Genomic DNA, 12,664 nt, shown 5'->3' on the forward strand with positions numbered 1-12,664 from the left:
AAGACAATGGAAGGATGAAGAGAATGAAAAAAAGCATACTGTTCCTTTGCATCGCGCTGATGCTATCCATTACCGCCTGCAGCGGGGGCAATACGACATCTGGCCCGCCATCAGGCGGCGCAAACACGGATCAATCAACACAACCGGACAGCAGCAAACCGGAGAGCGCGGCTTCAACATCCAATCCTTCCCCAACCCCCGCCCCCGATCCCAACAAAAAAAGCACCATTGTTTTATCTATGTACGGTTACGATCAGTATTATGATGACGCGAAGAAGGCTTATGAGAAAGAGCATCCGAACATTACCGTCGATCTGAAGTATGTAACCAAGGACTTTGACCCCTCCGGCACGCTGGTGGAGAAGTTCAGGACCAAGACGAGCGCCGATTTCCTCAGCGGCAAAGGGGCCGATATGATCGTCACGGATGATTTGCCGATTGAAGGTTTCATCGGAAAACAACTCTTGGCCAATCTGAGCGACATGATGAATGGCGATACATCCTTTAAAAAAGAGGATTACTTTCAGAACATCCTTGATGGTGTGAAGGAAAGCGACGGCAGCGTGTATGCCATGCCCCTGTCCTTCTACGTGTCCGCCCTGCTGGCAGATGAGAATGCGCTAAAAAGCACGGGTGTGACTATTGACGACAGCGGCTGGAACTGGGAGCAGTTCGCCGCCACCGCGAAAAAGCTGCCCATGACAGGCAGGTACAAATACGCTTATACCGAGAAGCGAGATAGCAATTTTCTGTATGCGCTGGTGACGGCGTCGTATTCCCAATTTGTGGATCGGGTCAACCGGAAAGCCCATTTTGATTCAGATGCGTTTATTAGTCTGCTGAATCAAATAAAGCAGCTGGAAAAGGACGATGTGGTAAGCTTTGATTTTCGAAATTACGAACATGTATATTTCCGGCAGACGGATATTTCTTCCTTCGGCGATTATATGTTCAGGGTTGCAGAAAGCAAGTTTGAAAAACCGGCGCTGTATCAGGCTCCCAAGGGCGAAGGGCAGCAGGACGGCGGATCCTTTTCCCCGCTTTTCAACATCGCCATTAATGCAAATTCCGCCGTTAAGCCGGAAGCGTGGGATTTCCTCAAATTTTTGATGTCAAGGGGAGCAGGCAATGTGGACAAGGAACCGGACGGGAGTTACTCCGTGTATACTACGTTTCCGTTATCCAAGATCGTATTTGCAGCGCAGGAGGCTAAGTTTGTGCAGGACGGCAAGGCCAAGCAGGAGGAGCTTCAGACTGTGACTGACTTTATTTCCAAAGCAAGCAACCGGAAATCGACGCTCCCCTACGAGATCGAGATCCTCATATGGGACGAAACGCCGGCCTTCTTCAGCGGGCAGAAGTCGGCCGAGGCTGTTGCGGACATTATGCAAAACAAAGCGACGACTTACCTCAATGAATAAGCCGCGGTTCCGGTTTCCCGGACGGCTGAAGAAGGACGGGCCTGCAGCCTTCCTGTTTCTTGCGCCCAGTCTGCTCGGCTTCTCGCTGTTCTATGCGATACCCTTTGCGATGGGCGTCTATTACTCCTTCACCGACAAGCTGCAAGGCGGTTCCTTCGCCGGGTTGGCCAATTACAGGGAGCTGCTGTACAGCAGCTCCTTCCGCCAGGCGGCAGCCAATACGCTGCTTTTCACGGGGATCAGCGTTCCCATTCTGATCGCGCTGTCGCTCGCTCTGGCACTCATGCTGAATCAACGGATGTGGCTTAGAAACGGGCTGCAGACGGCGGTTGTTCTGCCCCTTGTCGTTCCGGTTGCTTCCATCGTCATGGTTTGGCAAATATTCGTCGATTGGAACGGCACCTTGAACAGCTGGCTGCACTTCATGGGACTGCCGCGGATCGATTGGATGAATTCGAACTGGTCCATGGCCGTACTGGTGCTGATGTATATCTGGAAAAATATCGGCTACAATATGATTCTCTTCCTTGCCGGTCTGCAGTCGATCCCCCAAAGCTATTACGAAACGGCCCGGATCGAGGGAGCAGGCGGCATTCGCCAGCTATTCGGCATTACGCTCGTTTACTTGATACCGACCATGTTTTTCGTCATTCTTATTTCGATTATCAATTCGTTCAAGGTATTCCGGGAAACCTACATGCTTGCCGGAAATTATCCGTACGATCGCATTTATATGATGCAGCATTATATGAACAATATGTTTGTCTCGCTGGATATTCAGAAGCTGGCGGCGGCCGCTACGCTGATGGTCGGTTGCATTATTGCGCTGGTATCGGGCTTGTTATCGGCCGAACGCCGGTTTCAGCAAAATCTGGAGTAATGGGGGGAGCTTATGCGGAATATTCGTGCGCTTCCCAGGGCGGTGCTGTTTACTTTAATCGCGGCAGTGGCGGCACTCCTGCTCATTCCAATTGTCCTCACAGCCGCAAACTCGCTCATGACCCAAAACGAGTTCGCTGCTAATTACGGTTTGATCGGCACGATGACCGATACCACAGCAGGGGACAAGGATGCCTTTGTCAATCTGAAGCTGATACCGGACTGGGTGACCTTCGCCCAGTATAAAAAACTGCTCATTACGACGCCGCGGTTTCTGCAGATGTTCTGGAACTCGGCAGGACTTGTCACGCCGATCGTTGCCGGACAGACACTGATCGCTTCTCTGGCCGCTTATGCCTTTGCCAAGCTCCGTTTCAGAGGACGGGATGCGCTGTTCATGGTCTATCTGATGACGATGCTCATGCCGTTTCAGGTGACACTGGTTCCCAATTACATCATCATCGACCGATTGGGATTATTCAACACAACGGCGGCGATTATTCTGCCTGGCATTTTCGGCGCCTTTGGCGTATTTATGATCCGTCAATTTATGGCTCAAATTCCGAATGCCTATATGGAAGCTGCCAAGACGGACGGTGCTGGACATGCCGCCATTTTCGTCCGGATCATCCTTCCCTTGGTCAAACCGGGCTTGGCTGCGCTGAGCGTCCTGCTGTTCGTCGACTATTGGAATATGGTCGAACAGCCGCTCATCTTTCTGGAGGATGAGTTCAAGCAGCCGCTGTCGCTCTATCTGCTTCAGATCAGTGAACAGGAAACAGATGTGGTTTTTGCCGCTTCGGTCCTGTACATGTGCCCGATGATCCTGCTGTTCCTGTACGCCGAAACTTATTTTGTCGAGGGCATTCAGCATTCGGGAATCAAGGGGTAATCAAGTATCAGGAGTGATGAAATGGAAGCAGACTTCAGATCCGACGATTCTAAAAGCCGAAAGCGAAAAATCCGCCTGCTTGCCGGGTTGTTTTTTGGCTTGCTGATCGTCCTCACATTATTCAGCAATACGCTGTTTGCCCTGACGCTGCCTAAAGTTACGGTGGAGCAGCCTGGCACCGGTCTTCTGAATCAGGAGTTTAAGGGAAGCGCCGCCGTGAAGTTTGTGTCAGAGCTGGATCTATCGAACCCGGCGGGCGGGAAAGTCAAACAGGTGCTGGTCAAGGAGGGTGATGCCGTCCGGAAAGGACAGGCACTCGTCATGTATGAAAACAGCGAGACGGAGCAGCAGATCGAGGCGGAGCGGGACGCGCTGAAAAAGCTGAAGCTCCCTGTGCCAAGCCTGCAGCGCGACTATATCGAAGCTGCTGCCAATGCGGATACGGGGGCACAAAGCGACGCCCGAATCGCATTGGAAAGCGCGCGGCTGGATATTGCCGCTCAGGAAAGGCGTATTCAGGCACTGGAGGGCCAGCTTGCCGATCAACAAAAGCTGAAAGCCCCGTTCGACGGCATTGTAAAGGCTGTTCATGCGGTAGAAGGCTTGCCTTCAGGCACGGGAGAAGGTGATATCCGCCTTGTTAATTCGGACAAGGGACTGCAGTTCGAGATGCAGGTGCCTGTCAATATTGCCGCCACGCTGGATACAGCCGAGCCTTTGGAGGTCATGATTTCAGGCAAGAGCGGCCGTTCCGTTCAGGGGAACATTGTGGAAATCGGAGACAGCGATGCCTCTCAGCCAAGCGAATCAGCTCCGGAAACGATTCGTCTGCTCGTCAGCCTGCATGATAAGGCTCTCCGCGAGGGTGAGCGGGTTGAGCTCGATCTCACGGCCAAGGGAGACGGGAACGCGCTTGTCATTTCAAGCCAGGCGGTCCATAAAGACAGGGACGGCGCCTATGTGTTTGTTATCGACAATAAGAAAGGACCGCTTGGCAATGTCAACTTTGCAAGAAAGCTGTCGGTCACCATAACTGCCGTCAACGAGATGAGAACCGCGGTAGTCGACAGCTTATTTGGAGATGAAATGGTCATTGTGGAAAGCGGCGATCCTCTGGTCGACGGCACTCAGGTCCGCTACTAGCAAGACACGCCGGCTCCCTTTTCAAAACGAAATTTGATATGATGGAACGGTAAACAAAGGACACGACTTGGGGGCTTCGCATGGACGTCAGGACGATTTTAGTTGTGGAGGATGAACCCATACTGAGGGAAATCGTGAAAGATTATTTTCTGAATGAAGGGTATGAGGTGCTGGAAGCAGTGGACGGCGAGCAAGCCTTGCAGCTGATTCAAGCCAGGAAAGTAGACCTCATCATACTGGACATCATGCTTCCAAGACTGGATGGATGGTCAGTTTGCCGCCGCATACGGAAGACCTCCGATGTTCCGATTATCATGCTAACCGCACGCGTGGACGAAGACGACACGCTGCTTGGCTTCGAGCTTGGCGCCGACGATTACGTCACGAAGCCGTATAGTCCGCCCGTTCTGCTGGCCAGAGCAAAACGGCTGCTCGACAGCCGCTCGCGGCAAAGCCAATCGCCTGGCACAAGCGATACGTTGATCCGTCACGGCATCCGCATTCATTTTCCATCGCGGACGGTGGAAAGCGAGGGGGTATCGATCAACCTGACGCATACGGAATTCGAGATATTGAGCAGCCTGATGCAGAACCAGGGCATTGTGATGACCAGGGAGCAGATGATCACCAGGATCTGGGGGTACGAATACGCCGGAGACGATCGTACGATAAATACCCATATCCGCAATTTAAGAATCAAGCTGGGCGATAAAGCGAAGCTGATTACAACCATTGTCAGAACCGGCTACCGGTTCGGGGCAAGTGTATGACAAGCCGTATCGTACTGAAGCTGTTTCTGCTGACCATCCTGTTGTGTACGCTTATTTTGGCGTCTATATACATTGGGCAAACGGTATTTTTCAAGGATTATTATGTCAATCAGAAAGTGAAAGACATCCAGGCAAGCCTGCAAAGCTATAAGTCGCAGTATGAATCCGGCGAGGGAGACGCCAGGCTCGCGCAATCGCTCGCGCAGGACTTTTACCGGGATCACGGCGCATGGCTGGCGGTTCTGGACCACAATGGCGAGCTGATCCAAACCGACGCGTTCGACATGGAATTGACCGGCGAGAGCCTGAGCGGCCAAACCGTGACCTATAAGGTGCCGCTGTATCACTTGGTGAGCGCGGACGAAGGGGAGGGTTTCAAAGGCTTCCTTGCGGATCAAACGCCTTTCTGGATCTACGGCATCGTGAAAGGGAGCACGTTAATTCCGGCTGCCATCCGGACAGAGAATAACGGAAGCGGGATCAAAATCGAAACGTTCGAAAACGCGCGCTTGAAAAGGATAATGACCGACCTCGTAGCGGAGAAATTGAAAAAAATGGACGAGAGCCTGGCGGAGAAATTGAACCACGAATCGGACTTTAATGGCAGCAAGGCGGAGCTGTACGATCCGTTCACTTACATGCAGGGCAAAGTCGTGAAGACACGATTCCAGATGCTGGACGATACGAATAGTCTGCTCTATACGAATGCCTTGTTTCTCGATCAGATCAACGTTTTCCAGACAGAGCTGCTCTTGAAATACGCTCCAGGGGATGCGGGTCCGCAAACGCAGGACTTCGAGCAGAGCAACGCGAAATACAAGCTGATCGTTCAGCCGATGCGCAGCTCTGACGGGAATACCGCTTATCTCTTCGCGATGGCATCCCTCCAGCCGGTTGATGAAGCGGTGCAGATGGTCCAGAGCTACTATATGTACATTATCGCGTTTGTATCGCTGCTGGTCCTGTTTGCTTCCTTTTACTACTCCATGACGATTGCAAGACCTCTGCTGAGGGTCAACCAGATGACGAAGAAGCTTGCCAACCTCGACTTTTCGGCTGAAATTCCGATTAAATCGAAGGATGAGATCGGCGATTTGTCCAGAAATATAAACTCTCTCTCGCAGACGCTGCATTCTTATATCAAGCAGCTACAGGATGACATCGAGAAGGAGAAGCGGCTGGAGAACACGCGCAAGGAATTTATATCCGGTGTATCGCATGAGCTCAAGACACCTCTCAGCGTGATGAAGAGCTGCATCTCGATTCTGAAGGACGGCGTGGCCGCCCACAAAAAGGATCACTATTTCGCAGCGATGGAGAAAGAAGTGGACAAAATGGATGCGCTCATCGTCGGGATGCTTGAGCTGGCCAAATATGAGTCGGGCACGTATCAATTGAAGATGGACGAGTTTGATATCGACACCTTGATCGAAGCGGTTTGCGGTCAGTTTAGGGCGGAAATGGACGAGAAAATGCTGCAGCTGCACCTTCAGTTGTCTCCTGTCAAAGTTGTGGCCAGCCAGCTGCGCATCGAGCAGGTCATGACCAATTTTATAACAAACGCGATCCTGTATACGCCTGCAGGTCAAGCCATTAATGTGACCGCCATTGAAGAGGCGGATCGGGTCGCCGTCAGCGTGGAAAACATGGGCGCGCGTATTCCGCCGGAGCAGCTGGATAAAGTATGGGACCGTTTCTACCGTGGAGACACTTCCCGCCAGCGTTCCATGGGAGGCACGGGGCTGGGACTGGCCATCTCGAAGAACATTCTGGAGCTTCACGGAGTGGAATACGGAGCCGCCAATACGCAGAATGGCGTCGCCTTTTATTTCTATCTGAATAAAAAGCAATAAAGCAGGGAGGGGCATGCAGCTGGTCATGGAACATTGAAGATACACAGTATTTAAATTTGTCCCCAAACCGCAGGGAACTTTCACCAGTTCACGCGGTTTTTTTTGCGTTATGGCGGTAAACTTTAGGTCAGGTGAAGGATTTTGAAGCAATCGGGATAACCAGAAACCGGGACACGCAGCATGGACTGCTTCGCCGGTATAATGGAGAAAAAGTGTATTCAGTAGAAAACATGCCTGAACGAAATTAATAGATAACATAATTTTAGTTATGTAAACTGATAATTAATAAGGTAACATAATTAAAATTATGTTACCTTATTGCAGTTACGAGGCAATTTTGGATATTGAAAATCCGTAAAATCGTTCATGACGCCGAAGCTGGTGCAGCAGCCGCTGGTTGTCTGCTTCAGAACAAGAGGGACGGTGAAGAAATCCACGGGACTGATAAGGATAAAGGATTTATTGGCTGAGTTATTCGGATGGTCGGGCGGATCGTGCCAAAGCAGGAAGAAAAAATATAAGCACCCCTGAAAAGATTTGTCGTATTCGTTTGACCCCAAATTGAGGTATGATTAGATTTGATGATGAAATCTTCTTTTTACTTCGGGTATATTCGATTTAGTACGGGAAGGAGCAAGTACATATGGAAAATGATCGTAACTGGGCAGGCAACTACAGGTACAGCGCGTCTGAACTCCATGTTCCCGAAAACGTGGAGCAAGTACAGGAATTGGTTGCTCGCAGCAGTCAAATCAAGGTGCTTGGCACGCGCCATTCTTTTAATGGTATTGCCGATTCTACTAAAAGCTTTGTCTCGCTTCAGAAGCTTGACCGGGTGACAGCATTAGATCAAACGCGCAATACGGTAACGGTCCAAGCCGGAATCCGCTATGGAGAACTGTGCCAATATCTTCACGGCAACGGCTATGCGCTGCACAATTTGGCATCGCTGCCCCATATTACGGTTGCAGGCGCGTGTGCAACGGCTACGCATGGTTCCGGTGACCGGAACGGCAATCTTGCTACAGCGGTTCATGCCCTGGAGATCGTCAAAGCGGACGGAGAGGTGGCCGTAATCTCCCGTGATCAACAAGACGGGATCATTGACGGAGCGGTCGTTGGACTTGGAGGTTTGGGCGTCGTTACAAGCCTTACATTGGATGTGCTGCCGACATTTCAGATGAGTCAGCATGTTTATGACAACCTGCCTCTGGAGCAGCTTCAAGAGCACTTTGACGATATTTTCTCCAGCGGCTACAGTGTCAGTCTGTTTACGGATTGGAAGACTGCATCATTCAATCAGGTCTGGCTGAAGCGCATCCTGACAGATCAAGTCTCCGCTCAGGGAGAGCCTGATTTTTTCGGCGCGGCACCTGCAACCGCGCGGCGGCACCCGGTGCCAGGCTACGCATCGGAAAATTGCAGCGAACAGATGGGCATTCCGGGACCGTGGTACGAAAGGCTGCCGCATTTTCGCATGGATTTCACCCCAAGCGCCGGAGAGGAGCTGCAAAGCGAGTACTTCGTGCCGCACCATGAGGCGTATCAGGCATTATGCGCAATAAACCAGATACGGGAGTACATAGCGCCGCTTCTTTATATTTCCGAGGTTCGCACGATTGCGGAAGACCATTTGTGGATGAGCCCTTGCTATAAGCAGGAGTCGGTATCTATCCACTTTACGTGGAAATCCGATTGGGAGGCCGTTCAGCAGGTACTGCCGATCATCGAAAAGCAGCTTGCTCCCTTCCAAGCCCGCCCGCACTGGGCCAAGCTTTTTACCATGCCGCCCGAACGGCTGCAGCCCCTGTACGAGAAGCTGCCCGACTTTCAACAGCTGCTCCTTCGGTACGACCCGCAGGGGAAATTCCGCAACGACTTCTTGAATAAATATATTTTGGCGAACTAAACAGCGGCAGCCCGGGACTTTATTCCAAGTCCATGGCTGCCGCTGTTTATGTTTTGCACATTTATCGTTCCGGTTCACGCAGCAGACGATGAACTGATCAACAAACGTCAGCTTATTTTTGTATGAACTATTCAACTGATGCCGTGTTAATAGTATAATGTATTCTGTTTTCACAATAAGCGGGCCGGACCTACCTTTAACTTCAGTTATATATGGCTGGTCCTCGAAAAGGGTGTGAGCCGTATTTTATTTCAATCCAGCGATTCTATTCACAAGCAGCCTTCATTCACAAACTTCTGGGTCTCGCGAATTTTATCTTCAACCGCCTTCCAGATGCTCTCCGTGGCGATCGGATGGCAGATGTATGAGTTGACTCATGACGCCTTCAGCCTTGGACTTGTAGGGCTAGCCCAGTTCTTGCCCATGGTGCTGCTTACTTTCGTTGTGGGTCACGTCGCAGACCGTTTTGACCGTCGCAGAATTGTTTTTTTATGTCAGATCATCGAAGGCGGGATCGCCGCTCTTCTGCTAATCGGAAATATTGCCGGGTGGCTTGGCCGTGAGCAAATCCTGGTGGCAGCGGCGGTTATCGGTGCATGCCGTGCCTTCGAAGGCCCTTCGTCATCAGCGCTGCTGCCGCAGCTGGTTCCAAAAGCCATGCTCCAGCAAGCCGTCGCCTGGACTACCTCGGTCGGGCAAACGTCTCAAATTTTGGGCCCGTCTCTTGGGGGAGTGCTTTATTCATTAGGTCCTGCTTTTGTATACAGTACATCTACCATAGCGCTGCTGGTCGCCGGAATCCTCACCTTCCTGATCCGTATGGAGCCAAGCATCCGAAAGTCGGAACCCGTCTCCATGCGCTCTGTCTTCCTGGGCCTGGAGTTCATCTTTAGGCATCCCGTAATTCTGGGAACGATCTCGCTTGATCTTTTTGCCGTTCTGCTTGGCGGAGCTACGGCACTTTTACCGATATTTGCGCAGGATATTCTACATACAGGTGCGTGGGGATTAGGATTAATGCGAACTGCACCGGCAATTGGCGCATTATTAATGTCCGTCATCTTCTCCTATTATCCGCTTAAAAAGAACTTTGGACCCATGTTGTTCGGTGCTCTCGCCGTATTCGGACTGGCCACCATGCTCTTCGCCGTTTCGACGAGCCTGCTTATCTCACTGGTTGCCTTGTTCTTCGTCGGAGCTTCGGATGTGGTCAGCGTCGTGATCAGGTCTTCACTCGTGCAGCTGCAAACACCGGATGAGATGCGGGGCCGGGTGAACGCAGTGAATTCGCTGTTTATCGGGACTTCGAATCAATTGGGCGAGTTCGAGTCGGGTACACTGGCCGGATTTGTTGGAGCCGTTCCGGCTGCTTTCATCGGCGGTATAGGAACTATAGCCGTCGCTGGCTTATGGATGTATTTATTTCCGTCCCTCAGGCGCCTGCGGTCGTTAACGGAAAGTTAGCGGGATGGAATAAACGTAATGATGTTCCGGGACAACCGAAGCAACACGCGGCTGCTGAGGAGGGGCTTGCTCCTCTTAAGTGGGATAATTCTATATGTCGGAAATTGCTTTACTTCAGATCCAGCGGAGCGGCTGCAGCACGGAGGACGGAGCAGGAATAGGCGAACTGTTCCTGTTCTTTCTCCGTCAGGTTCAATTCGACCAGCTCGGCTATGCCGCGCCGTGTCAATATGGCCGGAACGCCCGCGCATAGTCCGTTAACCCCATATTCCCCCTCCAAAATGGCGGATACCGCCGTTATCTTGTAATCGTCATTCAAAACAGAGCGGACGATATGTGCGATAGCATTTGCAATTCCGTAATGCGTCGATCCCTTCCGCTGCATGATTTCCCATCCGGCGTTGCGTGTTTTCGCAGCAATTTCGTCGAGCTTGATATGCCCGAACCGGTGGGGATGCTGGGCCAGAATGTCCAATATCGGCTTGCCGCCAATCGTTACATGCGACCAGGCCGGGAATTGGGAGTCTCCATGCTCGCCGAGCACATACCCCTGCACGCTCCGCGGGTCGACGGGCAAAAACTCGCACAGCAGTGTCTTCAGACGGGAAGAGTCGATTGAAGTGCCGGTTCCGATCACTTGGCCGCGAGACAAACCTGATAGCTTCCATACCATGTAGGTGACGATATCGACCGGGTTCGCGGCCACGACAAAAATACCGTTGAAGCCGCTCTTCATGATAAGGGGAATTATCGTTTTATAAATCTCATAAGAGCTGTCCAAGAGAGCAAGCCGGGTGCCGCCCGGAATCGGATTTGCCCCCGCACATAGAACAACGATGTCGGCATCGCCGCAATCCTCATAACCGCCGGCATAAACTTTCGTCCGTGTATGTGTGAAATCCATACAATGCGACAGGTCGAGCGCCTGCGCGTAAGCACGTTCTGCCGTCCTGTCGATCAGCAGAATTTCGTCGCAGATCGATTGATTAACCATCGAATATGCACAGCTCGCCCCAACAAATCCAACGCCGACAACCGCCACTTTCCGTGTTTTGCTTCCCATTGCCCGATCCCCCGCTCTCGTGATGCATTTGCTTCTATTATATGATATTGCGCGGTTAAGTTGTCACTATTATGTAATAAAGAATCACATTAACCAGACAGGCGTTAAGCAGAGGCCACAGGGGCAGTTATTATTTCTCGCGCTCCAACTGAAAAAACCGCCAAACCCCTTGGTTATCAAGGGTTTGGCGGTTCTGAGCATGTCATAGATTCATACAGGCACAGCTTATTCTGCAATTGAAGCATAAACCTCTTCGATTATATGAGACGCTATCGAACCAGCTCAATAAACCTGCTTGCTGTGCTGGAAAGCGGCATATTGCGCATAATCATTAGCCCCACGTGAGAAGGCGGCAGCCGCACGTCCAGCTGAATCTCGAAGAGGGAACCCTCCTCCAGCTCCTTCGATACAAATTCCCTGGTCACATAAGAGATTCCAAGACCCTTCCGCGCAAACTCGATGAGAAGATCCACGCTTCCAACCTCGATCTCAGGCTTGAGCGTATAGCCATAGCTTTGAAATAATTCCGTAATGGCCATTCGCGCCCGGCTGTTGCGCGAGAATAGGATGACGGGGTGCTGGAGCAGCATGTCCAGCGATAGAACCACATCCTTAAGCTCGGCATAACGGGCCCCCGCAACAAAGCAATCCTGCAGCTGGATACTTTCCCGCACCTCAAGCTGGGAATCGCCGATAGGCATCCGAACGACGCCCAAATCGATTCTGCCTTCTTTTAAGAAAGCGATGATTTCCGGCGTCGTTCCATGGTTCAGGTGGAGCCGGATGCCGGGATGCTTCTGATGAAAGTCCTCCAGGTAGGGAAGCAAATAATGCTTGAACAGCGAATCGCTTCCGCCGATCCGCAGCTCGCCGCTGTCCAGATTTTTAAGCGCGGCCATTTTTTCTTCAGCCAGCGAAATCAAAATCTGGGACTGCTCGATATAGGAATACAGAATGGCGCCTTCTTGCGTCAGCGCAACGCCTTTGGAATTCCGGTAAAACAGCGTAATGCCGAAGCTGTCCTCCAGTTGTTTGATGGCGTGGCTGACGCTCGGTTGGGTAAGATATAAAGCCTTGGCAGCCTGGGTCAAACTGCCTGTCTTCGCAGCCCAATAAAAAACTTTGTACAATTCGTAATTATTGGTCATAGACGTGGTCTATAGCTCCTGTCAAATATATTAATTACACGTATAGATGATAATCGTATTATAGTGGAAATACGAAAAAGAAACCAGAGCTTGCGGATTGGAAAGCAGTCTTGCTGCCCTGC

General features: G+C 51.4%; 10 protein-coding genes. 8 read left to right on the forward strand and 2 right to left on the reverse strand.

Annotated features, from left to right (window positions below):
• The first annotated feature begins 23 nt into the window (after window positions 1-23).
• The 8 genes from AC0YOB_RS05720 (at window position 24) to AC0YOB_RS05755 (ending at window position 10,331) form a co-directional block, all read left to right on the forward strand.
• On the forward strand, window positions 24-1,421 hold the full coding sequence (locus AC0YOB_RS05720) for an ABC transporter substrate-binding protein (RefSeq protein ID WP_475791945.1): 1,398 nt from the start codon (window positions 24-26) through the stop codon (window positions 1,419-1,421).
• The gene (locus tag AC0YOB_RS05725) at window positions 1,414-2,301 is read left to right on the forward strand and encodes a carbohydrate ABC transporter permease (protein ID WP_475791946.1); all 888 of its coding nucleotides are present in this window, start codon (window positions 1,414-1,416) and stop codon (window positions 2,299-2,301) included. The genes AC0YOB_RS05720 and AC0YOB_RS05725 overlap by 8 nt, the downstream gene beginning before the upstream one ends.
• 12 nt (window positions 2,302-2,313) lie before the next feature.
• Complete coding sequence (locus tag AC0YOB_RS05730; protein WP_475791947.1) at window positions 2,314-3,192, forward strand: carbohydrate ABC transporter permease; 879 nt, start codon at window positions 2,314-2,316, stop codon at window positions 3,190-3,192.
• Between the two features lie 21 nt (window positions 3,193-3,213).
• Window positions 3,214-4,335, forward strand: coding sequence for an efflux RND transporter periplasmic adaptor subunit (locus tag AC0YOB_RS05735; RefSeq protein WP_475791948.1), 1,122 nt, complete (start codon window positions 3,214-3,216; stop codon window positions 4,333-4,335).
• Window positions 4,336-4,415: 80 nt separating this feature from the next.
• Window positions 4,416-5,105: a response regulator transcription factor gene (locus tag AC0YOB_RS05740; RefSeq protein ID WP_475791949.1), complete on the forward strand. Its 690-nt coding sequence runs from the start codon at window positions 4,416-4,418 to the stop codon at window positions 5,103-5,105.
• Window positions 5,102-6,958 (forward strand): sensor histidine kinase, encoded by a 1,857-nt coding sequence (locus tag AC0YOB_RS05745; RefSeq protein ID WP_475791950.1) that lies wholly within the window; start codon window positions 5,102-5,104, stop codon window positions 6,956-6,958. Before AC0YOB_RS05740 ends, AC0YOB_RS05745 begins: the two co-directional genes overlap by 4 nt.
• A gap of 643 nt (window positions 6,959-7,601) precedes the next feature.
• Window positions 7,602-8,867 carry an FAD-binding protein gene (locus tag AC0YOB_RS05750; RefSeq protein WP_475791951.1) on the forward strand — a complete coding sequence of 422 codons (1,266 nt, stop codon included), beginning with the start codon at window positions 7,602-7,604 and terminating at the stop codon, window positions 8,865-8,867.
• A 234-nt stretch (window positions 8,868-9,101) separates the two neighbouring features.
• Window positions 9,102-10,331 carry an MFS transporter gene (locus AC0YOB_RS05755; RefSeq protein ID WP_475791952.1) on the forward strand — a complete coding sequence of 410 codons (1,230 nt, stop codon included), beginning with the start codon at window positions 9,102-9,104 and terminating at the stop codon, window positions 10,329-10,331.
• A gap of 109 nt (window positions 10,332-10,440) precedes the next feature.
• Here the strand turns inward: AC0YOB_RS05755 and AC0YOB_RS05760 are convergent, their stop codons facing one another.
• Entirely contained in the window at window positions 10,441-11,394 is a 954-nt protein-coding gene (locus tag AC0YOB_RS05760; protein WP_210040100.1) for an L-lactate dehydrogenase, read from the reverse strand.
• Between the two features lie 269 nt (window positions 11,395-11,663).
• Window positions 11,664-12,542 carry a LysR family transcriptional regulator gene (locus tag AC0YOB_RS05765; protein WP_210040099.1) on the reverse strand — a complete coding sequence of 293 codons (879 nt, stop codon included), beginning with the start codon at window positions 12,540-12,542 and terminating at the stop codon, window positions 11,664-11,666.
• Window positions 12,543-12,664 lie beyond the last annotated feature (122 nt).

The organism is Paenibacillus sp. JT31N17 (assembly GCF_056269255.1).

Coding starts and splice junctions, on each gene's coding strand:
- AC0YOB_RS05740 (WP_475791949.1), top strand. CDS start 4,416: ATGGACGTCAGGACGATTTTAGTTGTGGAGGATGAACCCATACTGAGG.
- AC0YOB_RS05725 (WP_475791946.1), top strand. CDS start 1,414: ATGAATAAGCCGCGGTTCCGGTTTCCCGGACGGCTGAAGAAGGACGGG.
- AC0YOB_RS05720 (WP_475791945.1), top strand. CDS start 24: ATGAAAAAAAGCATACTGTTCCTTTGCATCGCGCTGATGCTATCCATT.
- AC0YOB_RS05745 (WP_475791950.1), top strand. CDS start 5,102: ATGACAAGCCGTATCGTACTGAAGCTGTTTCTGCTGACCATCCTGTTG.
- AC0YOB_RS05765 (WP_210040099.1), bottom strand. CDS start 12,542: ATGACCAATAATTACGAATTGTACAAAGTTTTTTATTGGGCTGCGAAG.
- AC0YOB_RS05760 (WP_210040100.1), bottom strand. CDS start 11,394: ATGGGAAGCAAAACACGGAAAGTGGCGGTTGTCGGCGTTGGATTTGTT.
- AC0YOB_RS05735 (WP_475791948.1), top strand. CDS start 3,214: ATGGAAGCAGACTTCAGATCCGACGATTCTAAAAGCCGAAAGCGAAAA.
- AC0YOB_RS05730 (WP_475791947.1), top strand. CDS start 2,314: ATGCGGAATATTCGTGCGCTTCCCAGGGCGGTGCTGTTTACTTTAATC.
- AC0YOB_RS05750 (WP_475791951.1), top strand. CDS start 7,602: ATGGAAAATGATCGTAACTGGGCAGGCAACTACAGGTACAGCGCGTCT.